General features: G+C 69.6%; 22 protein-coding genes. 16 read left to right on the top strand and 6 right to left on the bottom strand.

Annotation, left to right across the window (positions count from 1 at the left end; all coding sequences use genetic code 11):
* The first annotated feature begins 154 nt into the window (after nucleotides 1–154).
* On the top strand, nucleotides 155–1,411 hold the full coding sequence (locus WME96_RS35170; RefSeq protein WP_437285955.1) for a cytochrome P450: 1,257 nt from the start codon (nucleotides 155–157) through the stop codon (nucleotides 1,409–1,411).
* 359 nt (nucleotides 1,412–1,770) lie between these two features.
* Here WME96_RS35170 and WME96_RS35165 read toward each other — a convergent pair whose 3' ends face one another.
* Nucleotides 1,771–2,694 (bottom strand): transposase, encoded by a 924-nt coding sequence (locus tag WME96_RS35165; RefSeq protein ID WP_437285954.1) that lies wholly within the window; start codon nucleotides 2,692–2,694, stop codon nucleotides 1,771–1,773.
* Between the two features lie 397 nt (nucleotides 2,695–3,091).
* Between WME96_RS35165 and WME96_RS35160 the strand changes: the two genes are divergently transcribed.
* The 7 genes from WME96_RS35160 to ureG are packed head-to-tail and all read left to right on the top strand — an operon-like array spanning nucleotide 3,092 to nucleotide 8,368.
* Entirely contained in the window at nucleotides 3,092–3,946 is an 855-nt protein-coding gene (locus WME96_RS35160; protein ID WP_437285953.1) for an urease accessory protein UreD, read from the top strand.
* Nucleotides 3,947–3,956: 10 nt separating this feature from the next.
* Nucleotides 3,957–4,298 carry an urease subunit gamma gene (locus tag WME96_RS35155; protein ID WP_437285952.1) on the top strand — a complete coding sequence of 114 codons (342 nt, stop codon included), beginning with the start codon at nucleotides 3,957–3,959 and terminating at the stop codon, nucleotides 4,296–4,298.
* A gap of 18 nt (nucleotides 4,299–4,316) precedes the next feature.
* A complete protein-coding gene (locus WME96_RS35150) occupies nucleotides 4,317–4,631 on the top strand; it encodes an urease subunit beta (RefSeq protein ID WP_437285951.1) in 315 nt (104 codons plus the stop codon).
* Nucleotides 4,632–4,643: 12 nt separating this feature from the next.
* Nucleotides 4,644–6,365: an urease subunit alpha gene (gene ureC / locus WME96_RS35145; RefSeq protein WP_437285950.1), complete on the top strand. Its 1,722-nt coding sequence runs from the start codon at nucleotides 4,644–4,646 to the stop codon at nucleotides 6,363–6,365.
* Nucleotide 6,366: 1 nt separating this feature from the next.
* Complete coding sequence (locus WME96_RS35140) at nucleotides 6,367–7,050, top strand: urease accessory protein UreE (protein WP_437285949.1); 684 nt, start codon at nucleotides 6,367–6,369, stop codon at nucleotides 7,048–7,050.
* Nucleotides 7,047–7,727, top strand: coding sequence for an urease accessory protein UreF (locus tag WME96_RS35135; protein ID WP_437285948.1), 681 nt, complete (start codon nucleotides 7,047–7,049; stop codon nucleotides 7,725–7,727). Before WME96_RS35140 ends, WME96_RS35135 begins: the two co-directional genes overlap by 4 nt.
* Nucleotides 7,724–8,368 (top strand): urease accessory protein UreG, encoded by a 645-nt coding sequence (gene ureG / locus WME96_RS35130; protein WP_061608242.1) that lies wholly within the window; start codon nucleotides 7,724–7,726, stop codon nucleotides 8,366–8,368. Before WME96_RS35135 ends, ureG begins: the two co-directional genes overlap by 4 nt.
* An 87-nt stretch (nucleotides 8,369–8,455) precedes the next feature.
* Here ureG and WME96_RS35125 read toward each other — a convergent pair whose 3' ends face one another.
* Nucleotides 8,456–9,448, bottom strand: coding sequence for an alpha/beta hydrolase (locus WME96_RS35125; RefSeq protein WP_437285947.1), 993 nt, complete (start codon nucleotides 9,446–9,448; stop codon nucleotides 8,456–8,458).
* 325 nt (nucleotides 9,449–9,773) lie between these two features.
* Nucleotides 9,774–10,292, bottom strand: a complete 519-nt coding sequence (locus tag WME96_RS35120) for a peptidylprolyl isomerase (RefSeq protein WP_437285946.1) — start codon at nucleotides 10,290–10,292, stop codon at nucleotides 9,774–9,776.
* A gap of 255 nt (nucleotides 10,293–10,547) precedes the next feature.
* Here WME96_RS35120 and trxA point away from each other — a divergent pair, with 255 nt between their 5' ends.
* Nucleotides 10,548–10,865, top strand: coding sequence for a thioredoxin (gene trxA / locus WME96_RS35115; protein WP_437285945.1), 318 nt, complete (start codon nucleotides 10,548–10,550; stop codon nucleotides 10,863–10,865).
* Nucleotides 10,866–10,952: 87 nt separating this feature from the next.
* Here trxA and WME96_RS35110 read toward each other — a convergent pair whose 3' ends face one another.
* From WME96_RS35110 to WME96_RS35100, 3 genes are read right to left on the bottom strand one after another with little or no spacing between them, the layout of a single operon-like run.
* On the bottom strand, nucleotides 10,953–12,032 hold the full coding sequence (locus WME96_RS35110; RefSeq protein ID WP_437285944.1) for an NAD-dependent epimerase/dehydratase family protein: 1,080 nt from the start codon (nucleotides 12,030–12,032) through the stop codon (nucleotides 10,953–10,955).
* Between the two features lie 13 nt (nucleotides 12,033–12,045).
* A complete protein-coding gene (locus WME96_RS35105) occupies nucleotides 12,046–13,284 on the bottom strand; it encodes a methyltransferase domain-containing protein (RefSeq protein ID WP_437285943.1) in 1,239 nt (412 codons plus the stop codon).
* Between the two features lie 50 nt (nucleotides 13,285–13,334).
* The gene (locus WME96_RS35100; RefSeq protein ID WP_437285942.1) at nucleotides 13,335–14,042 is read right to left on the bottom strand and encodes a hypothetical protein; all 708 of its coding nucleotides are present in this window, start codon (nucleotides 14,040–14,042) and stop codon (nucleotides 13,335–13,337) included.
* A gap of 394 nt (nucleotides 14,043–14,436) precedes the next feature.
* Here WME96_RS35100 and WME96_RS35095 point away from each other — a divergent pair, with 394 nt between their 5' ends.
* The 7 genes from WME96_RS35095 (at nucleotide 14,437) to WME96_RS35065 (ending at nucleotide 22,172) form a co-directional block, all read left to right on the top strand.
* Nucleotides 14,437–15,666 (top strand): efflux RND transporter periplasmic adaptor subunit, encoded by a 1,230-nt coding sequence (locus WME96_RS35095; protein WP_437285941.1) that lies wholly within the window; start codon nucleotides 14,437–14,439, stop codon nucleotides 15,664–15,666.
* A complete protein-coding gene (locus WME96_RS35090) occupies nucleotides 15,663–16,361 on the top strand; it encodes an ABC transporter ATP-binding protein (protein WP_061620404.1) in 699 nt (232 codons plus the stop codon). The genes WME96_RS35095 and WME96_RS35090 overlap by 4 nt, the downstream gene beginning before the upstream one ends.
* Nucleotides 16,358–17,524: an ABC transporter permease gene (locus tag WME96_RS35085; protein ID WP_437285940.1), complete on the top strand. Its 1,167-nt coding sequence runs from the start codon at nucleotides 16,358–16,360 to the stop codon at nucleotides 17,522–17,524. The genes WME96_RS35090 and WME96_RS35085 overlap by 4 nt, the downstream gene beginning before the upstream one ends.
* 50 nt (nucleotides 17,525–17,574) lie before the next feature.
* Nucleotides 17,575–18,741, top strand: coding sequence for an ABC transporter permease (locus tag WME96_RS35080; protein WP_061620402.1), 1,167 nt, complete (start codon nucleotides 17,575–17,577; stop codon nucleotides 18,739–18,741).
* A 158-nt stretch (nucleotides 18,742–18,899) separates the two neighbouring features.
* Nucleotides 18,900–19,787: a PfkB family carbohydrate kinase gene (locus tag WME96_RS35075; RefSeq protein ID WP_437285939.1), complete on the top strand. Its 888-nt coding sequence runs from the start codon at nucleotides 18,900–18,902 to the stop codon at nucleotides 19,785–19,787.
* 151 nt (nucleotides 19,788–19,938) lie between these two features.
* Nucleotides 19,939–20,826: a putative glycoside hydrolase gene (locus WME96_RS35070; protein ID WP_437285938.1), complete on the top strand. Its 888-nt coding sequence runs from the start codon at nucleotides 19,939–19,941 to the stop codon at nucleotides 20,824–20,826.
* A 425-nt stretch (nucleotides 20,827–21,251) separates the two neighbouring features.
* The gene (locus WME96_RS35065; RefSeq protein ID WP_437285937.1) at nucleotides 21,252–22,172 is read left to right on the top strand and encodes a transposase; all 921 of its coding nucleotides are present in this window, start codon (nucleotides 21,252–21,254) and stop codon (nucleotides 22,170–22,172) included.
* Nucleotides 22,173–22,544 lie beyond the last annotated feature (372 nt).

Genomic DNA, 22,544 nt, shown 5'->3' with positions numbered 1-22,544 from the left:
GGGGGTCGACGCGTCCGGCCCTTGTACCAGACGCTGGAGTACGTTGCTCTAGGTGACGTGGCTCACAAGCGATACGCTCTGGACAGTCGACGGGCCGGGGTCTCCGGCCCCGCGATGAGCTCCGTCACGTTTCGCCCACGCAGGAGATCTCAGCATGACCGAACCCGACGCGCTGCGCGCCGCCCTCGCCGCGGAGAACCTCTTCGGCCCCGAGCACATCGTCGATCCGTACCCGCTCTATGCGCAGGCCCGCCGCGCTGCGCCCGTCTTCTTCAACGCGTCCGCGAGCTGCTGGATGGTCACGCGCGCCGAGGACATCGCAGCGGTGCTGCGCGACACGGAGCGCTTCTCGTCGAAGTACCTGATGAGCCCGAGGACCCCGCTGGCGCCGGAGATCGTCGCCCTGCTCGGCGACCCCGACGCGCGGCTGCCGACGCTCCTCACGACCGATCCGCCCGACCACACGCGGCTCCGCGGCCTGCTCAGCAAGGGCTTCTCCCCGCAGCGGACCGCCGCCATGGAGCCGGAGATACGGGCGATCGCCGACGCGCTGATCGACGGCTTCGTGGCCGACGCCAGGGCCGACCTGGTCCCGCGCTTCGCGTTCCCGTTCACGTCGTTCGTGATCGGCGACATGCTCGGCATGCCGCGCGCCGACATTGCCCGGCTGAAGCGCTGGTCCGACGACTGGATCCGGCTCGTGTGGAACGTGGAGCCCGTCGAGCAGCTCGTCGAGGCGGCGCGGGGGCTGGTGGCGTTCCGGCGCTACTTCGCGGAGGTGATCGCGGAGCGCCGGCGCCGTCCGGGCGATGACCTGCTCTCGGCGCTGATCCAGGCGCACCTCGACGACGACGCGCGGCTCAGCGAGGAGGAGCTGATCGCCGTGCCGATGCAGCTCATCATGGCCGGGCACGAGACGACGCTGCACCTGATCAGCAACGCGCTGGTGCCGCTGCTGGAGCGCCCGGCACACCTCGCCGCGGCGCGCGCGGACCGGGGGCTGCTCGAGCACGTCGTCGAGGAGGCGCTGCGGCTCGACGCGCCGGTGCTCTGGATAAGCCGCCGGACGACGGTGGAGGTCGAGCTGGGGGGCGTGACGATCCCGGCGGGCGCGACGGTCCAGCTCGCGGTCTGCTCGGCCAACCGCGAGGAGAGGCTCTTCGGCGAGCCGGCGACGTTCGATCCGTGCCGGCCGAACGCCGACCGCCATCTCAGCTTCGGCCGGGGTACGCACTTCTGCCTGGGCGCGCCGCTCGCCCGGCTGGAGGCCCGCGTGGCGCTCGAGCGGCTCCTCGCGCGGCTGCCCAACCTGCGCCTCGACCCGGAGCAGCCGCCGGAGCGAGCCACGGCGATCGGCTTCCGCGGCTACGCGCGCCTCGTGGCGCTCTGGGACGCACCGCCCGGGCCGTGAACTGGCAACCCGACCCAGGTTGGGCAACCCGACCCAGGTTGGGGCCGTGAACTGAACTGGCAACCCGACCCAGGTTGGGGCCGTGAACTGAACTGGCAACCCGACCCAGGTTGGGGCCGTGAACTGGGCAACCCGACCCAGGTTGGCAACCCGACCCAGGTTGGCAACCCGACCCAGGTTGGGGAACCCGCAGGTTGGGGAACCCGACCCAGGTTGGGGAACCCGACCCAGGTTGGAATCGCGCGGCGCGTGTGAATGATCCGCCGCTCGCTTTGCGTTCTCCAAAAGAACGTCCCCGAAGAGGGCGCGTCGACGCCGCGCCCTCTTGCCCGTCTCGCTGTAGCGAACTCGCGCCGAGACTACATTGTTGTAGGCACAGCGTCGGTCACGTCAACGCCGTGAAATATGCGCATCCACCACGTACCCGCCGGGAATACGGCGCTGCGTACACCAGCGCGCCATCGTTCGAGCGCGGCTCGGTACGTGGCGCGAAATGCCCGAACAGCGGAGGCTGCGATTTGCCATGTGCCACGCTGCTCACGGCCCGCTGCAAACGTCGGATTGCGATCACGGATCGCCTCGAAGCTCGTGGCACGCTCGTAGGGGGAAACCTTGCTGGCTCTTTCGGCGCCCAGAAAGCGCAACCCTTGCCGATGTGCCTCTGCATGTGCCTGCGCTTCGTGGCGCTCGAGCTCGGCGGCAACCGCATGACGAAAGCCCTCCGCGCTGTCTTGCTCGACGGTGGGCGGCAGCACGAGCTGGAGCGATACTTGCTCCGGCCACTGTGGGTTTTCCGGGTCGAAATAGACCGGGGGACGGGTCGCGCGCAGCTCGCCGCGCCCGATCTCGCAAACATCCACCTTGGCGCCCGGCCACTCACGCGCATGGCCCACCAGGCCAGCAGCCACAGGGTTCGCGAGAACGTAGGCGATCTTCTCGATCACCGCCGCGTGTGTCAGCAGCCGCACAACGTTCGTAGCTTCATGGTCCCATACCGGCCCTTCCCACTCGCGGAGCACCTTGGTGCCGAGCGCGACGATACGGTGGAAAAATTGCAGGAAACGCGGCAGGACGCCGTTCGCATCGGTGACGATGATGTGCAGGTGCGATGACATCGCGCAGAGCGCATGGACCTCGATGCTGTAGCGGCGCGCCGAGACTGCGAGGGCGTAGACCAGGAACTGGGTGATGGCCGCGTCGGGACGGAAGAGGAGGTGCCTGCGGAGGACGCGACGCGTGATCATGTAGGTGGCGCCGGGAGTAATATTGCGGGGCTGGCTCATGGCCGCTGCACATCATCAAACGGCGTGCCGGCCGTCCTGGCGGGGCATTTCGAAACATTGGGAGCGCTCCATGGGTGGCGGCCGCCAGGGGTTCCGCCGATCCCGCCAGGTGTCCCCGACCTGGCTGCTGTTGTTGCTGTTGGCCCAACCTGGGTCGGGTCCCGAGGCCCCAACCTGGGTCGGGTCAAGGGGCCGCCCCGCCAACCTGGGTCGGGTCAAGGTCCGCCAACCTGGGTCGGGTCAAGGTCCGCCAACCTGGGTCGGGTCAGGCCACCACCGTGGGAGCAAAGTTCCATGGACAGCGCTGCGTTGGCTGGAGTACAAGCCCCAGGCCGGATCGACGAGCACCTCACCGCGGCGGGGCAAGATGCTTGCGCACAATCGACAAGGGTTCCTCATGGCTGACCCGACCGATTACCCCGAGCACCGCCTGGGTCTGCAGCGGGACGACGGATTCCTCGACGTCCGCTTCGAGCATCACGACCGCACCAGGCCTGTGCACGTCGCGCACCGCGCCCCGTGCCGCATGCTCTTCCCGCGGCAAGAGCCGGACGAGCCGCTTCTCGGCGTGTTCATCACCACATCCGGCGGCACGGCCGGAGGCGACGCCCTCCGCATCTCGGTCGAGGCCTGCCGCGGCGCCACCGCCACCGTGACGAGCCAGGCCGCCGAGAAGATCTATCCCTCGCTGGGCGCCCCGAGCCGCCTCTCGTTCGGCCTCCGCGTCGAGGCGGGCGCCGCGCTCGAGTGGCTGCCCCGGGAGACCATCCTGTTCGACAACGCCCGCCTCGAGCGGCGCGTCGACCTCGACGTCGCCCCCGGCGGGAGCCTCCTCGCGCTCGACCTCACCGTCTTCGGCCGCCTGGCCCGCGGCGAGCGCTTCACGGCCGGCGCCCTGCACGACGTCTGGCGCGTCCGGCGCGGAGGGCGCCTCGCGTGGGCCGACGCCCTCTCCCTCTCCGGCGACATCGCCGCGCAGATCGCGAGCCCCGCCGGCTTCGGCGGCGCCACCGCGGCGGGGCTCGCGCTGCTCGTCGCCGACGACGCGGCCGCCTGGGTCGACGAGGCGCGCGCGCGGCTCGCGCGCGGGTCGTCCCGCGCGGGCGCCACGCTCGTCGGCGGAGTGCTCGTGGCCCGGGCGCTCGGCGCGGAGCCGGCGCACGTGCGGCGCGATCTCACCGATCTGGTCTCGTGGCTCAGGGCGGCGCGCTCGGGCCATCCGGCGCGCATGCCGCGGTTCTGGTCGATCTGAGGAGGAGTCGATGAATCTCACCCCGCGAGAGAAGGACAAACTGCTGATCTCCGTCGCCGCGATGGTCGCGCGCCGGCGGCTCGAGCGCGGCGTCAAGCTCAATTACCCGGAGGCGGTCGCGCTCATCTCCGACTTCGTGGTCGAGGGCGCCCGCGACGGCCATTCGGTCGAGGATCTGATGAGCCGAGGCGCGCGCGTGATCTTCCTGGATCAAGTGATGGAGGGCGTCGCCGAGATGATCCACGACGTCCAGGTCGAGGCGACATTCCCCGACGGCACGAAGCTCGTCACGGTCCACAACCCCATCGGCCCGCGGCTCGGGATTCACTCGGCGCCCCAGGACAAGGCCTAGAGGCGAGGAGGAGGAACCATGATTCCCGGCGAGATCATCACCCCTGCGGGGCAAGCCGACCTCCAGCTCAACCTGGGTCGGCCCGTCGCCACGATCACGGTCAAGAACACCGGCGATCGGCCGATCCAGGTCGGCAGCCATTACCACTTCTACGAGGTCAACGAGGCGCTCCATTTCGACCGCGACAAGGCGCGCGGCATGCGGCTCGACATCCCGGCCGGCACCGCGAGGCGCTTCGAGCCGGGCGAGACGTGCGAGGACGTGCCCCTCGTGGCCTTCGGCGGCGCCCGCGCCGTCGTGGGCTTTCAGGGCAAGATCAACGGCTCACTCTAGGAGACCCCGGCGATGCCTCATCCGATCTCTCATTCCAGCTACGCGAGCCTGTACGGCCCGACCGTGGGCGACAAGGTGCGGCTCGCCGACACCGATCTCCTCATCGAGGTCGAGCAGGACCTCACGGCCCTCCACGGATACGGCGAGGAGGTCACGTTCGGCGGCGGCAAGGTCATCCGCGACGGCATGGGCCAGTCCCAGCGGACGCAGGCCGAGGGCGCCGTCGACACGGTGATCGTCAACGCGCTCATCCTCGACCACTGGGGCATCGTCAAGGCGGACATCGGCATCCGGGAAGGCCGGATCGCCGGCATCGGCAAGGCCGGCAACCCCGACGTGCAGGACGGCGTGACCATCATCATCGGCCCCGGCACCGAGGTCATCGCGGGCGCCGGGAAGATCGTCACCGCCGGCGGCATCGACACGCACATCCACTTCATCTGTCCGCAGCTCGTCGAGGAGGCGCTCTGTTCGGGCCTGACCACGCTGATGGGCGGAGGCACCGGACCGGCGGCGGGCACAGCCGCGACCACCTGTACGCCCGGCCCCTTCCACATCCGGCGCATGCTCCAGGCCGCCGAGGCGCTGCCGGTCAACATCGGCCTGTTCGGCAAGGGGAACACGAGCCGGCCCGCCGGCCTCGTCGAGCAGATCGAGGCTGGCGCTTGCGGGCTGAAGCTCCATGAAGACTGGGGCACCACGCCCGCGGCGATCGACAACTGCCTCTCCGTGGCCGACGCGTACGACGTCCAGGTGGCGCTCCACTCCGACACGCTGAACGAGAGCGGCTTCGTCCAGGATACGATCCGCGCCTTCAAGGGGCGGACGATCCACGCGTTCCACACCGAGGGGGCCGGGGGCGGCCACGCGCCCGACGTCATCGCGCTGGTCGGGGAGCCCAACGTGCTCCCGGCGTCCACCAACCCGACGCGGCCCTATACCCGCAACACGGTCGTCGAGCACCTCGACATGCTCATGGTCTGTCATCACCTCAAGAAGGAGATCCCGGAGGACGTGAAGTTCGCCGAGAGCCGCATCCGGAAGGAGACGATCGCGGCCGAGGACATCCTGCACGACATCGGGGCCATCTCCATCATGGCGAGCGACAGCCAGGCGATGGGGCGCGTCGGTGAGGTCGTGCTGCGGACCTGGCAGACCGCCCACAAGATGAAGAGCCAGCGCGGCAAGCTGGCGAAGGACGGCCCGGGCAACGACAACTTCCGCGCCAAGCGGTATGTCGCCAAGTACACCATCAACCCGGCCATCGCACAGGGCGTCAGCCGGCATATCGGCTCGGTCGAGGTCGGCAAGCTCGCCGATCTCGTGGTCTGGTCGCCCGCCTTCTTCGGGGTCAAGCCGGACGTGGTGCTCAAGGGCGGCTCGATCGTCACGGCGCCGATGGGCGATCCCAACGCCGCGATCCCGACGCCGCAGCCCGTGCACTACCGGCCGATGTTCGCGGCGTATGGCCGGAGCGCGATCGAGAGCTCGGTGCTGTTCGTCAGCCAGGCGTCGCTCCAGCGCGGGGTAGCGGCGACGGCGGGGCTGTCGCGCCCGCTGCTCGCGGTGGAGAACACGCGGTCCGGGATCTCGAAGGCGAGCATGATCCACAACAGCGAGACGCCGCGCATCGAGGTCGATCCGGAGCACTACACGGTGAAGGCCGACGGCGAGCTGCTCACCTGCGAGCCGGCGGAGGTGCTCCCCATGGCCCAGCGCTATTTCCTGTACTGACATGCGACGCGCCATCGAGGTCTTTCCCCGCGGGAGCACGCCCGAGACCGCCGCCGAGGCGTGCGTGACGCTCGCTTACGACGACCGGCACCGCCGGCGGATCCGGCTCGCGACCGACGAAGGGTGGGAGTTCCTGCTCGACCTTCCGGAGGCGACCGTGCTCGGCGACGGGGACGGCCTGCGCCTCGAGGACGGCGCCTGGCTCCTGGTCCGCGCGGCGGACGAGGAGCTCGTCGCGGTCACGTGCCATCATGCGACGGACCTGGCCCGCATCGCCTGGCATATCGGCAACCGGCATATCCCGGCTGCCTTCGACGGCGCGCGGATCCTCATCCGGCACGATCACGTGATCGTCGACATGGTCCGGGGTCTCGGCGCCGCGGCGACGCCGCTCCGCGCGCCCTTCACGCCGGAGCGCGGCGCGTACGACCAGAAGGCGCCGCACGGTCACGGGCATTCTCATGAACACGGGCATTCCCATGAACATGGTCACTCCCATGAACATGGTCACTCCCATGAACATGGTCACTCCCATGAACATGGTCACTCCCATGAACATGGGCATTCCCACGAGCATGCTCACGCCCACGAGCATGCTCACTCCCACGAGCAGGGGCACTCCCACGCTCACGGCCACGGGCATTCCCACGACCATGAGCACGATCGCGAGGGCCGACGCGGGTGATCGCCGTGGGAGAGGGAGCGCTCTACCGCCTGATGAGCTGGATGTCGCCGGCCTACCCGGTCGGCGGCTTCAGCTACAGCCACGGGCTGGAGTGGGCGGTCGAGGCAGGCCTCGTGGGCACGGCGGAGCAGCTCCGGGCGTGGGTCGCGGCCATCCTCGGCGAGGGCTCCGGCCAGGTCGACGCGGCGCTCCTCGCGGCCGCCTACCGCGCGGAGCAGGACGGCGAGCTCGACGAGGTGGCGGAGCTCGCCGCGGCGCTCCGGGGCACCCGCGAGCTCGCGCTGGAGAGCGCGCAGCAGGGCGCCGCGTTCCTCACCATCACCCGCGCCGCGTGGCCGCACCCTCGCCTCGACGCGTTCGCGGCGCGCCACGCGGGCGAGGCGCCGCTCCCGGTCGCGGTCGGGCTCGCCGCGGCCGCGCACGGCATACCGCTCGATCCGGCGCTGACGGCGTACCTGCACGCCTTCGGCTCCGGCCTGGTCTCGGCGGGTATCCGGCTCGTCCCGCTCGGCCAGACGGACGGCCAGCGGATCGTGGCGGCGCTCGAGCCGGTCATCGTCGACGCCGCCCGGCGCGCCCGGGAGACGCCGCTCGATCGCATCGGCGCCGCGACGCCTTGTGTCGATCTCTCGTCGATGCAACACGAAACCCAACACACGAGGTTATTCCGCTCATGACAACAAGCACCCACGGCCCCCTCCGTGTCGGTATCGGAGGGCCGGTCGGCTCCGGCAAGACGGCGCTCGTCGACCGCCTCTGCAAGCGCATGCGCGACGAGTGGCGCGTCGCCGTGGTCACCAACGACATCTACACGAAGGAAGACGCCGAGTTCCTGACCCGCTCGGGCGCGCTCAGCCCCGAGCGCATCGTCGGCGTCGAGACCGGCGGCTGCCCGCACACGGCGATCCGCGAGGACGCCTCCATCAACCTGGCGGCCGTCCGCGAGATCGCGCAGCGCCTCGCCCCCCTCGATCTCGTGTTCGTCGAGTCCGGCGGGGACAACCTGGCCGCGACCTTCTCGCCGGAGCTCGCCGATCTCACGCTCTACGTCATCGACGTGTCGGCCGGCGACAAGATCCCGCGCAAGGGCGGCCCGGGCATCACCCGCTCGGACCTGCTCATCATCAACAAGATCGACCTCGCGCCCATGGTCGGCGCGAGCCTCGAGGTGATGGACCGCGACGCCCGCAAGATGCGGGGCGACAGGCCGTTCCTGTTCACCAACCTCAAGGAGAACAAGGGCGTCGAGGAGATCGCCGCCTTCATCGTCAAGAAGGGCGGCCTCGACGCGGGGAATCGCGCCCCGGCAGGCGGCTGAGGGGCCGCGGACGCCGGAGGCGGTCTACCCTGCGTAGCTCGAGCTGCCCTCATGCACCGAGGGCAGCGGGCTGGCATTCCTCGGGAGTCAGGGCAGGCAGCTCGGCGTCTCGGGCCGGCCGCGCAGCCAGCCGGCGATGCGCTCGCCGGCCGCGGGGCCGGTGGGGTGGAGCATGTACGTGTGGCCGGCCCGCGGCACGGTATCGAGCGTCACCGATGGCGAATGGATGAAGCTGGCCGCCGCGAGGGGCGCGAACGCCGCGGGGAACAGCCGATCGCTGTCGGCGAGCTGCAGGAGCACCGGGACACGGACGAACGGCGCGAGGACGCGCGAGGGCTGGAGGGTGATCGTGAGGATCTCGCCGCTGGGCGTCAGGTGGGCGGCGGCGGTGTCCGCGGCGACGACCCAGGGCTCGGCGGCGGCTGTATAGAACATCTGGGCGCGATGGGACGGCGTGCCCAGGAAGTACTCGTAATCGCTGAGCAGCGCGCGCGGGATGTCGCCGGTCGCGAAATCGGCGAGGAACCGCGTGGAGGGGAACTGGTGGTACCCCATCGCGATCAGGGCATCGACGTCGTTGAACAGGCCCGCCTCGAGCTCCGAGACCTCGGCGCCGGCGCTGTGACCGCCGATCGCGACGTGCGCGAACTCCTCGCGGAGCTGCTGGACGATCTGGTGAGCGATATCCGCGTGCACGTCCACCGTCGCCCGGTATCCGTCATCCAGGGTGCTCGCGCCGTAGCCGAGCCGGTCGATGGCCACCACGGTGTAGCCGGCGTCGGCCAGGGTGCGCGCGTACGAATAGCCGTCCTCGGGGCTGAAATCCCAGGCCTCGGCGCCATAGGAGAGGCCGTGCTGCAGCAGCACGACCGACGTGGCCGCGCAGGGCGGGTCGACGCGAAAGCCGTGGATCTCGTGCTCGACGCTGCGCGCATGGGGATCCGTCACGCGGTAGGTCACCGGAGTACGCACGAGAGGGCCGCTGTCCGCGCGGGCGATGGGGAGACCGGCGGACGCCGCGGCCAGGAGCGCGGCGCCGACGACCGAGGAGCGGTGCTGTTTCATGGTTCGAAAGCGCATGGTCATCCCGTTACGGTAAGTCAGAACACGGCGCGAAGCACCCGGACCGCACGATCTCGTGCGACGCGTTCCTTCGAGCCAACGACACGGCGCTCGTCCAGTGGAGACACGAGGGCGCCACGATGGCGTTCGAGGCGTCCATCGTGGACCCCTGACGGCGGTAGAGGACGGCGTCTCCGTCACCTCAGGGCCGAGTGAATGTCGAGACCGCGGTCCTGCTCGACAGCGGGGATCGCTCCCGCTGCGGCACAGGACCGAGGTCATGGCGGGGGAGGGGGCACGGAGCGCCGCGATCGCGGCGGCGCGGAGCTCGCGGCAGCGCGGATCAGGATTCCTGCACGACGACGCGGTTCATGCGGATCGGGGTGAGGGGCCGATCGCTCCCGTCGGTGCGCGCCGTCTCGATCTGGCGCACGACGTCCATGCCCTCGATCACGCGGCCGAACACGGGGTGCTTCGAGGGGCCGGGCGTGAACCAGTCGAGGTAGGCGTTGTGGACCGTGTTGATGAAGAACTGGCACGAGCCGCTGTTGGGATCGCCCGTGTTGGCCATGGAGAGCGTGCCGGGCTCGTTCGAAAGCCTGGCGTTGGCCGGGTGCTCGTCCGGGATGCACCCGTCGGGCCCGTCGCCGGTGCCTGCCAGCGGGCTCTTCGGGTCGCGGCTGCGCGGACACCCGAACTGGAGCATGAAGCCGTTGATGACGCGGTGGAAGTGCAGCCCATCGTAGAACCCGCTCTTCGCGAGCTTGACGAAGTTTCCGGCGGTGATGGGCATCTTGTCGAGGTAGAGCTCGATCTTGATGTTGCTCAGGGAGGTCTCGAGGAGCGCGGTCGGGTTGGCCATGAACGAGAGCGTAAGTGAAGGCGCGGGCGGGCGGCAAGCGCCGGCGAGGCGCCGCGTGCGCGTCCGCCCCGGTCAGCGCGCCTGCCTCCTGCCGAGGCCCACGCTCGTTCGGTGGTGAGCTGCCCTCCGGCATCGCAAACAACCTCGGCGGGGTCGCTGGCTTCGCCTCCGGCACCACACACGGTCCTGTCCCTGTGCCCGGGGGAAGAGGTGGTCCAGTGGCGGCCGCGCCGGGGCGCGTGGTAGAAGGAGCGGATGGCAACCCTCCCTGCACTCAATGACTCCACGTTCGATGAGGCGATCAAGAGCTCCGGCGAGCCGGTGCTGGTGGACTTCGGCGCGACCTGGTGCGGGCCCTGCAGGCAGCTCGCCCCCATCGTCGAGGGGATCGCGAAGGACTACGCGGGCAAGGTCAAGGTGTTCGCGGTGGACATCGACGAAGCGCCGAAGACCGCGCAGAAATTCGGCATCAGGAGCGTCCCCACCGTGATCCTCTTCAAGGGCGGCGAGAAGGCGGGGCAGATCGTGGGGCTCACGTCGCGCGACAAGATCATCAAGCAGCTCGGCCTGTGATCGAGCGCCTCTGCTCGCTCCCGGCCGCGCGCGCGTGCGCGTCGCGCGCGGCCGCCGCGAGCGGGGCCGCCCGTCACCTCGACGTCCTCAGCGCGCGCCGCCCGCCGCCCCCGTCTTCCGCAGGAGCCGGTACCAGGCGAGCATCCGCGGGAGCCCCTCCGCGAGCGACACCGTCGGCGCATACCCGAGCTCCGTGCGCGCCTTGGTGATGTCCGGGCAACGGCGGTTCGGATCGCCCACCGGGTACCCCTCGGGGTAGCTCGCGAGCGCGAGGTCGAGCGGCTCGCCGACGGCCTGCTCGACCTTCTTCGCGAGGTCGCGCATGGAGATCTCCTCGGCGTCGGAGCCGATGTTGTACACCTCGCCAGGCCGGCCGAGCAGCAGCACCCGCAAGAATCCGTTCACCCCGTCCGTCGCGTAGCAGAACGTGCGCGTCTGCGTCCCGCCGCGGTGGATCTCGATCGGCCGCCTGTCGAGCGCGGCGTTCAGGAAGCTCGGGAGGACGCGGGAGTCGTCGCGCCGCATCCCCGGACCGTAGACGTTGAACGGGCGGACGACCGTCACCGGGACGCCGTACTGGCGGTGATAGACCATCGCGAGCGTCTCGCCGAGGCGCTTCGACTCGTCGTAGCAGGCGCGGAGCCCCGTGGGCGAGACGCGACCGGGGTAGTCCTCCGGCGTCGGGATGAACTCGGGGTGCGGATCTCCGTAGATCTCGCTCGAGCTGAAGTAGAGCACCGCCTCGGGCCGCGCGCGGCGCGCGAGGTCGAGGACGTTCCGGATGCCGTCGACCGCCACGGTGATGGTCTCTAGCGGGTACCTCGCGTAGTACACCGGCGACGCGATCCCGGCCCCGTGAAGGATGAAGTCGGGGTCCACGCCGCGCGGGTACGGCCGCGTCACGTCGTGCGTCTCGAACACGAGGTTCGGGTCGTCGAGATCGAAGAAGCCGCTGTCCTTCGTTCCGGTGATGAGGTTGTCGAGCGCCACGATCGTCGCCGGCCTCTCGAACGCGCTCCGGTTGAGCTCCTGGAGGACGCCGACGATGTAGCTCCCGAGGAAGCCGGCCGCGCCGGTGATGAGCACCGTCTTCCCCTCGAGCCGGCGGGCGACGTCGCCCAGAAGGCCCGCAAGACTCCGCAGCTCGTCCTCGATGAGGCGCTCCATATCGCTTGCTCCCTTACCCGATGACGGTCGGCGTTGGAACCGGGACGATGAACTTGCCGCCGCGCTCCGCGAACGCCCGCTGGCTCTCCATCACGGGCTGCGCGAAGTTCCAGGCCAGGATGAGCAGATGGTCCGGCCGCCGCCGCTCGAGCTCCAGCGCGGAGACGACGGGGATGTGCATCCCCGGCGTGTAGAGGCCCTGCTTGAGCGGGTTGTCATCGACGATGTAGTCGAGCGTCTCCGGGCCGATGCCGAAGTGGTTGAGGAGCGTGTTGCCCTTGGCGGGCGCGCCGTACCCGGCGACGCGCTTCCCCGCCGCCCGCAGCGAAGCGAGGAGCTCGACGAGCGCGCGCTTGTTCTCCTCGACCGCGCCGGCGAACCGCCGGAACGTCGCCACGTCGCCGAGGCCCGAGGCGCCCTCGCGCGCGACGCGCTCCGCGACGCTCGGCGCGCTCGAGGAGCACGCGCGCGCGCCGGCGTGGGCGACGAACAGGCGCAGCGACCCGCCGTGGACCGGCTCGTGCCCGACGTCCACGAGCGCGAGCCCGAACCGCTGAAAGAACGGGACGAGCGGCGCGACGGAGAGATACGACAGGTGCTCGTGATAGACGGTATCGAAGAGCCGCTGCTCGAGGAAGTCGACGAGATACGGCGCCTCGATGACGAAGAGGCCGTCTTCCCGGAGGAGCGCCTTCACGCCGCGCGCGATGTCGTCGAGATCGTCGATGTGCGCGAAGACATTGTTGGCCGTGATGAGCTTCGCCTTGCCGCGCTCCTCCGCGAAGCGCCGCGCGAACGCCTCGGTGAAATACCCGACCACGGTCGGCGCGCCCTGCGCGGCCGCTCGCCCGGCGATCGCGACGGCCGGATCCACCCCGTACGCCTCGGCGCCGAGCGCCCGCAGCGGCCTCACCAGGACGCCGTCGTTGCTGCCGATGTCGAGCGTGACCGCGCCGGAGAGCCCGAGCCGCTCGTCCATCGCCCGGGCGTACCGCTCGAAGTGGCGCACGAACGAGGGCGACGTGGAGGAGACATAGACGTACTCGCGGAAGAGGAGGTCGGGATCCACCGCGTGCCGGAGCTGGACGAACGCGCAATCGGCGCAGCGCGCGACCGAGAGCGGAAAGCGGCGCTCGGACGCGAGGTCCTCCTCGCGGAGAAACGCGTTCGCCGGTGGCTGCTCCCCGAGATCCAGGAACGTCTCCAGGCGCGCGCCCTTGCAGAGGCGACATCGGCGCTTCTCCGTCAGCATGAGCCGTTTCCGCTACCACGGCCGGCCTTCCGGCAGAAGCGCTCGATTCGTCAGATGTCTTTACGAAGCCGCGCGCGGTGGTAGCGGCCCAGCGTGATCGCCCGCGCCTCGCCAGGGCGCGCGAGGTTCCTGTACGCGAAGCACTTCGCGATCTCGCTCTCGACGAGCTCGGGCAGCGTGCTGGTGAGCGTCCCCTGCGAGTGCGTGTGCCGCCCGTCGCGGGCGAGGGCGGCCACGGCGTACGGCGAGATCTGGAGGCTCGCCACCTCGCGGCCGGCCGTGACGAAGCCGAGGTACGCGCGGAGCACGTGAAAGTGGTGGGCGACGACCGTCAGGTGGGCCACGCCGCGCTCGCGACACCACCGGATCACCGGGGGGGCCTCGGTCGCCGAGTTGAGCGCTGGTCTCCGGTCGTCGCCCTCGTACTGCGCTCCCCCGACGAGGACGATGGCGCTCCCCGGGACGCCCAGCTCGTCGCGGAGCTTCCGCTGCCACGCCGCTCCGCCGGCGAATCCGGAGGCGGGTCCGTCCGCGCAGACCAGGATCTTCGGCGCGCGGGAGAGCCGCTCCCAGAGCGCGACCGCGCCGCGGAGCAGGCTGTCCTCCGTCTCGGGGATGTGGGCCATGACGTAGAGCGCGTCGCACGCGCGCGGCGTCTCCATCGCCTCCGTGAGCACGTGGGCCGCGAGGAGGAGCATCTCCGCGAGGTGCTCCTTCGGCTCGTTCATCAAGGCGTCGTACGTCGCGTCAGCGGCCACGCGCGGCTCCCTGCCGGCGCCCCGCCCCGTCGACCTGGCCGCGCCGCGCCTCCCCGCCGGCGCCTCCGGCCAGCGCTCTCGGCCGGAGATCCGTCTGCCCACGCTCGATCCTGCCGGCGGCCGTCATGCATCCATCCTACCTCGTGCGCGGCGCTCAGCGCACCTGCTGCGTCCTTCGCCCCCATCGCGCGCGCCGGATGTTCGCTCCGGGCCCGGCGGGGGTTCCACTCCGGGCCCGTCGGACAATCCTGAACGCATTGTGGTCGGGACGGGCGGATTGCCACGAGAGGGACCGGCCGACACCCGTCCACGAATCAGGGGGGACGGACGCCGCGCATCAGGATTTTAACGTTAGAATATAAACGCCAACACGGAGGCGTGATAAGGAGGCGCCGTGTCCGACCAGCTCAGCTCGGATCTCGCCTCGCTCCGGATCCAGCGGGATGTCGATCCCGACCGTCGGAGCCCGCTCCGCACCGCCTTCATCGTCGCGCTCGCGCTCGCGGCGGTCGCCGGTACCGCGGTCTTCGTTGCGCCCAGGGCGCAGAGCGCGATCTTCAAGACCGAGGTGACCACCACGGAGGTCGCGCTGGTCTCGCCGGCGCAGGCGTCGATCTCCGTGACGTCGACCGGGTACGTGGTCCCGCAGGTCGTGTCCAAGGTCGGGGCCAAGTTCCCCGGCCGCATCGCGCGGGTGCACGTCAAGGAAGGCGACGTGGTGAAGCAGGGCGACCTGCTCGTGGAGCTCGACGACGCCGACCAGAAGAGCCTCGTGGCCGCGGCCCAGGCCAAGGTCGCGGCGGCGCGGGCGCGCGCCACGGCCTCCCGGGCGAGCATCGGCGAGGTGGAGCAGCAGCTCGCGCGGGAGCGGCTGCTGGTCGAGCGCCAGGTGACCGGCCGCGCCTCGATGGATGACCTCACCGCGCGCATGCACTCGCTCACCCAGTCGGCGGCGGCGGCCGACGCCGAGGTCAAGGCCGCGGCGGCCGACGTCGAGAGCCTCCGGGTCACGCTGGCCGACCGGAAGATCGTCGCGCCGATCGGCGGCACGATCATGACGAAGCCGCCGGAGGTCGGGGAGGTCGTCGGCCTCGAGCTGCCGCACCTCGTCGAGATCGCCGACTTCACGTCGCTCGTCGTCGAGACCGATGTCCCGGAGACGCGCCTCTACCTCATCGAGCCCGGCAAGCCGTGCGAGGTGGTCCTCGACGCGTATCCCTCGAAGCGGCACCGCTGCACGACGCTCGAGATCGGCAAGCGGGTGAACCGCGCCAAGGCGACCGTCCCGGTGAAGGTGAAGTTCGTCGGAGAGCCAAAGGAGGCGCTGCCGGAGATGAGCGCGCGGGTCAGCTTCCTCGCCGAGGCGCTGTCCGAGGAGGCGATGAAGGAGCCGCCGAAGCGGGTCGTCCCGGAGGCCGCGGTGGTCGAGCGGGGCGGCGCCAAGGTGGTGTTCGTGGTCAACGAGGGCCAGGTGAAGATGGTGCCCATCAAGGTGGGCGGCCCCGCGCCCGGCGGGCTGGAGCTGCTCGACGGCCCGACCCCGGGGGCGCGCCTCGTGGCGAGGCCGTCCGCCGAGCTCGCGGACGGTCAGAAGATCAAAGAGAAGGAAAAGGGGAGCGAATGACCGAGGGGTATCGCGACGGGAAGCCGAAGCCCATTGTCGAGCTGCAGGGGGTCGGCAAGAGCTATTTCCGCGACAAGGAGCCGATCGTGGTGCTCGACAACATCACGCTCGACGTCCCGGAGGGGTCGTACGAGGCGCTGATGGGGCCCTCGGGCTCGGGCAAGTCGACGCTGCTGAACCTGATCGCCGGGCTCGATCGCCCGACGCGCGGCTCGGCGCGCGTGGCGGGGCAGGACCTCACGCGCATGAGCGACGGCGAGCTGGCGCGCTTCCGCTCCAGGACGATGGGCTTCATCTTCCAGGCCTACAACCTGATGCCGGTGCTCACCGCGGTCGAGAACGTCGAGCTGCCGCTCCTGCTCACGAACCTGTCTTCGTCCGAGCGGCGGAAGCGCGCGCAGACGGCCCTCCGCGTCGTCGGGCTCGAGGAGCGGATGGGCCACTATCCCCGGCAGCTCTCCGGCGGCCAGGAGCAGCGGGTCGCGATCGCGCGGGCGATCGTGAACGACCCGACGATCATCGTGGCGGACGAGCCGACCGGCGATCTCGATCGCAAGAGCGCCGACGAGATCCTGGCCCTCCTGGAGAAGCTCAACAAGGAGTTCAAGAAGACCATCCTGATGGTCACGCACGATCCGCAGGCCGCCGAGCGCGCGACGGTGACGCGCCGGCTCGACAAGGGGAACCTGTCATGAACCTCGTCTCCGTCGCCGCCAGGAACGTCCTTCGCAACAAGTTCAGGACGCTGCTGACCGTGATCGGCGCGGTGGTGGCGGTGCTCGCGTTCGTGCTCCTCCGGACGGTGCTCTCGGCGTGGAACGTCGCCGCCGACCACGCCGCGAAGGATCGGATAGCGACGCGGCACAAGATCTCGTTCATCCTCCCCTTGCCGAAGCGCTACATGGACACGGTCCGCGAGGTCCCCGGCGTGACGGAGGGGTCCTTCATGAGCTGGTTCGGCGCCAAGGACCCGCGCGACGCCAACAATTTCTTCGCCTCGATGGCCGTCGAGTCGAAGACCTTCTTCAAGGTCTACGATGAGATGGTCGTCTCGCCCGAGGACATGGAGCGGTGGCTGGGCGACAGGAAGGGCGCCATCCTGGGCGACGTCCTCGCGACCCGGCTCAAGGTGAAGCCGGGCGACACGGTGACGCTGGAGGGGACAATCTACCCCGGAAACTGGCAGTTCAACGTCTCGGGGATCTACACGGCGACGCGCAAATCGATCGACAGGTCGCAGTTCATCTTTCACTACGACTACCTGAACGAGTCGCTCCCCGAGCGGCAGCGCGACCAGATCGGCTGGATGGCCGCCCGGATCGACGACCCGTCGCGGAGCGCGGACATCAGCGCGGCGATCGACAAGATCTTCGACGAGAAGGACGTCCAGACGGCGACGATGAGCGAGCGGGCGATGAACATGTCGTTCATGGCGATGATGTCGGCCGTGCTGACGGCGCTCAACGTCGTGTCCATCATCATCCTTCTCATCATGATGATGATCCTCGGCAACACGATCGCCATGGGCGTCCGGGAGCGGACGCGGGAGTACGGCGTGCTGCGCGCGCTCGGGTTCGAGCCGAAGCACGTGAGGATCTTCATCGTCGGGGAGGCGGCGACCATCGGGCTGCTGGCCGGGTTCCTCGGGCTCGTGGTCTCGTATCCGATCGTCGAGCTCGGTCTGGGCCGGTGGCTGGAGGAGGACATGGGCGCCTGGTTCCCTTATTTCCGGATCGAGCCTTCGACGATGGTCATGGCGGTGCTGCTCTCGATGGGGCTGTCGCTCGTCGCGTCGCTCATCCCGGCGTACAACGCCTCGAAACTCTCGGTCACCGACGCGCTCCGGCGCGTGGCGTGAGCGACCCACGCAGCCTGTCTTCGACACCCTGAAAGCGGGAGAGAGCGCTCATGATCCCCGTCGCCTACAACGTTCGAAATCTGGTGGTGCGCAAGACGACGACCCTCGCGACGGCGTCCGGTCTCGGCCTCGTGGTGTTCGTGTTCGCGTCGGTGCTGATGCTCGCGAACAGCGTGGAGCGCACCCTCGGGCGCACCGCGCGGGACGACGTCGCGATCGTGATGCGGAAGGGCTCCGACGCCGAGATGGTGAGCAGCATCGAGGAGCAGCAGATCGGCGTGATCCTCGCGAGCGCCGAGGTCGCGAAGCGGCAGGACGGCAAGCCGGACGGGGTGGGGGAGGTGGTGGCGGTCATCCTCCTCGACAAGCTCGGCACGGAAGGCATCTCCAACGTGCAGGTGCGCGGGGTGCCCGACGACGTGCTCGCGTTCCGCTCGCACGTGAAGATCATCGAGGGCCGGCCGGCGCAGCCGGGCACGGACGAGGTGATCGTGGGCAAGGCGATCAACGGCCGCTTCAAGGGCCTGTCGATCGGCGAGTCGTTCGAGCTGCGAAAGAACCGGCCGGTGAAGGTCGTGGGGGTGTTCGACGACGGCGGCTCCTCGTCGGAGTCCGAGGTCTGGGCCGACCTGCACACGACGCGATCGGCGTTCGGCCGCGAGGGGGGCGTCTCCGCGGTGCGGGCGCGGCTCGCCTCGGCCAGCAAGTTCGACGCGTTCGAGGCGTCGATCGAGCAGAACCGGAACCTTGGGCTCGAGGTGATGCGCGAGAGCGTCTATTACGAGAAGCAGTCCGAGGGGACGAGCATGTTCATCAAGGTGATGGGCGTGCTCATCGCGGTGTTTTTCTCGATTGGCGCGATGATCGGCGCGATGATCACGATGCACTCGTCGATAGCCAACCGGCAGCGCGAGATAGGCACGCTGCGGGCGCTGGGCTTCTCGCGGTTCAGCATCCTCGTGTCGTTCCTCATCGAGTCGGTCCTCCTCGCGCTGGCGGGCGGGGCGCTCGGCGTGCTCGCCGCGCTCGGGATGAGGTTCGTGCGCTTCTCGACCGTCAATTTCGCGAGCTGGTCGGAGGTCGTGTTCACGTTCGAGCCGACGCCCGGGATCCTGCTGACGTCGGTGGCGATCGCGGCGGTGATGGGCCTGCTAGGCGGGTTTTTCCCGGCGCTCCGCGCTGCGCGGATCAGCCCGATCCAGGCGATGCGCGGCTGATCCGGACAAGGGGGCAGGGGAGCTGGAGGAGCTTCCGGCCTGGAGGCGTGGCGCCGGGGAGCCGATCTTGTGACCGATGGGCCGCCTCCCGGGGTGGGCGCATCGATCGAGGATCGCCGGGGGGGTGCTACGATCGCGCGCCTGGGAGATTCGAGGCCATGCGCCACCCGGATATCCTGCTCATCGGGCATGTCACCCGAGATCTGCTGAGCGCCGATCCGCAGAGCGACTGCCGCCTCGGCGGTACGGTCAGCTTCGGGGCCGTCACGGCGGTGCGGCTCGGCCGCGCGCCGACGGTGGTCACGCGCGCCGCGGCGTCGACGGATCTGTCGGCGCTGCCGGCGGAAGCGGAGGTGATGGCGCTGCCGTCGCCGTTCACGACGACGTTCGCCAACGTGTACACCGCGCAGGGTCGGATGCAGTACTGCCATGCGCGGGCGCTGCCGATCAGGTCCAGCGATATCGAGGGCCGCCTGCGCCGGCCGCGGGCGGTGCTGCTCGGTCCGCTCGTGGACGAGATCGGTCCTGACGTGGCGGGTGTCTTCGCCGAGGAGACGCTGGTGGTCGCCGCGCCGCAGGGATGGATGCGGCGGTGGGACCACGCGGGGCGGGTGTACAGCAAGAGGTGGGACGACGCGGGCGGGATCCTCTCTCGTCTGGATGTCGTCGTGCTGTCGGAGGAGGACATCGAGCACGACCCGAGCCGCCTCGATCCGTTCCTCGAGCGCGTGCCGCTCGTGGTGGTCACCGCGTCGCGGGAAGGGAGCACGCTGGTTCAGCGTGGTGCGGGCGGGGCGATCGTGAAGACCAGTATCCCTCCTCGTCCGGCCGAGGAGGTCGATCCGACGGGCGCGGGCGACGTGTTTGCGACGGCGTTCATGATCCGGCTTGAAGAGACCGGCGATCCGGTGGCGTCGGCGCGCTTCGCCAATGTTGCCGCCTCGTTCGGGGTCGAGCGTGCGGGCATGGGCGGGATTCCAGGCCGGGAGACGATCCTGGCGTACATGCAGGAGCACCCTTTCGGGGTGGCCCCGGGAGTGCCGTGATGCGCAGGCATGTGGCTCCGGAGCAGCGATAAGGGGGAGAGGACGAGGAGGCGCGGGGGCGGTGTGCGTCTGCGGGGGTCGGCGTGATGCTCCGACGCGCTCGGTGTCCGGGTGGCCGGTGACGTGCTCTGCCCTCGACCGGGGGAACAGCATGACCACGGTCACCAAGGCGGTTTACGTGAACTTCACGGCAGCGAGGGACGCGAACCGGATGAATCGGCTCTCGTCTCTGGTCCAGCGGACAGAGCTGAATTCCCTGGTCATCGACGTACGATCGGACGGAGGCGCGCTTCTCCACGAAGACGACGAGACGACCAGGGACCAGCTCGGGGCCCTGCGCGGCGCCGGCATTTACCTCATCGCGCGGGTCGTCGCGTTCAAGGGCGGGCCGCGGGGGTGGTACGATCCCGGATCGGAGGCGCGGTGGCGGGAGATCGCGGAGATCTCGTTGCGGGCGTTCGAGGTCGGGTTCGACGAGGTGAACTATGATTACGTGCGCTACGGGGCGGCGCGCGAGCCGCGGTCGCGGACGCCGACCCGGGAGAGGGTGCCGACGATCCGCGCCTTCTTCGAGTTCCTTCGCGCGGAGGTCGGCGACGCGGCGTCGCGTCCGATCTCGGCGGACCTCTTCGGGATCACGCTGCTCGGGCCGCTGGACGGCGTGGGCCAGCGGCTCGAGGATGCGGTGGAGCTGTTCGACTACGTGATGCCGATGCCGTACCCGTCGCACTGGGAGCCCGGCAGTTTCGGGCTCGCGAACCCGGCGCATCACCCGTATGAGACCCTTCATGCGTCGCTTTCGGCAGGCTGGCGCAGGGTGGCTGAGCTGCCGGGGCGGATGGCGCTGCTGAGGAGCTGGATCCAGGCGTTCAACCTGGACAGCTCGCGTCCGATGAGGCGGTACAGGTACACGCCGTGGCACATCCAGGAGCAGATCCGCGCGATCGAGGACGCGGGGTGCGCCGGGTATGCGGCGTGGAATCCCCGCAGCGAGTACGAGGAGAGGGCGTTCGTGGCCGAGCCGGGTAGGCGGGGCTGATGGGGCGCTCCGGGCGATCTGACCCGGGTTGACGATCGGGCGATCTGACCCGGGTTGACGATCGGACCGAGGACCCGACCCAGGTTGGTGGGGGATCCGACCCAGGTTGAGGCTGGGGGGGGATCCGACCCAGGTTGAGGCTGGCGATCTGACCCGGGTTGACGATCGGACCGGGGTTGGGGGATCCGGGGGGATCCGACCCGGGTTGAGACTGTGGAGACTGCGCTGAGGCTGCGCTACCCAGGTTGAGGCTGCGATGCGATGCGAGGTTGAGGCTGCGCTACGCCGGAGGAGAGGGGGTAGTACCGAGGTTGAGGTGGCGGGGGTGGCGGAAACAGCTGGCGGCCGCCACCCCCGGCGTGATGCAAGTCATTGAAATGATTCGCCACTAGACCCGGCACGTCCTTTGTTGATGTGCGTCGGCCATGAGCCAGCCCCGCGAGATCACCCCCGGCGCCACCTACCTCATCACCCGTCGCGTCCTGCGCCGGCATTTTCTCTTCCGCCCGGACGCGGCGATCACCCAACTCCTGGTCTACGCACTCGCGGTCTCGACCCGCCGCTACGGCATCGAGGTCCATGCGCTTTGCGCAATGTCCACACATCTGCACCTCGTCGTGACCGACGCGAACGGCGTCTTGCCGCGATTTCTGCAGTTCTTCCATCGCATCGTCGCGCTCGGCACCAAGGTGCTGCGCCAGTGGGAAGGACCGGTATGGGACCATGAGGCCACGAGCGTGGTGCGGCTGCTGACGCGCGCGGCGGTGGTGGAGAAGATCGCTTACGTCCTCGCCAACCCTGTGGCCGCTGGGCTGGTCCAGCATGCGGGTGAGTGGCCGGGCGCCAAGGCGGACGTGCGCGAGATCGGCCGGGGCGTGCTGCGCGCCGCGCGTCCGACGGCGTACCTCGACCCCGAAAATCCACAGTGGCCCGAGGAAGTGGCGCTCCTGCTCGCGCTGCCCCCGGTCATCGAGCCAGACAGCGCGGATGCCTTCCGCGATGAGGTGGCGGCCGAGCTCGAGCGACAGGAAGCGCAGGCCCATGCGGAGGTGCGGCAGCAAGGGCTCCGTTTCCTTGGCGCCGTGCGAGTCGGCGAGGTCTCCCCTTATGACCGGGCCACGACCTTCGAGACGCCGCGTGGTCGCAATCCGACATTCGCGGTCGGCCGCCAGCAGGGCGAAGCGCGGCGAATCGCCGGCGCCGCTGTGCGGGCCTTTCGCGCATTGTACCGCGCGTCGATCGAACGCTGGCGTGCCGGTGTACGCAGCGTCGTGTTCCCGGCGGGGACGTGGTGGATGCGCACATTTCACGGCGTCAGCGTGACTGACGTCGTACTTACGGTGTAGACGCTGCGGCAGTGCGCGACGAGGCGCGGCGGGCAGGATTGTGCGACGGCTTCGACGCGTCGTGGTGGGGAGCGTCCGTCTCGAGGAGGCGGAATGGGCGGCGGCTTGCTCGAGCGGCGCTATGCGAGCACATGCGCTGAGTCATGCTGTGCTGGGGGCGCGAAGGTTGCTGTAAGCTCTACTGGGCCTACCGGGATTTTCCCGTGTCAGTAGACGAGCCCCGCGATGTCTTGTTCTTGGACCGCAAGCTGCGGGGCCTACGACGACGGACCCGCAACCTGGGTCGATTCAATTTGTGGGGCGGGTCCCACCCGTAGGGAACCGACGTGAGTCGACTCACCTGAGGTCGCAACCTGGGTCGGTTCAATCTGT

Origin of the sequence: Sorangium sp. So ce406, assembly GCF_051474675.1 — a bacterium.
Taxonomy (GTDB): Bacteria; Myxococcota_A; Polyangia; order Polyangiales; family Polyangiaceae; genus Sorangium; species Sorangium cellulosum_G.
The sequence above is the reverse complement of the archived record's forward strand: the minus strand, read 5'-3'. Positions and strand labels throughout refer to the sequence as shown.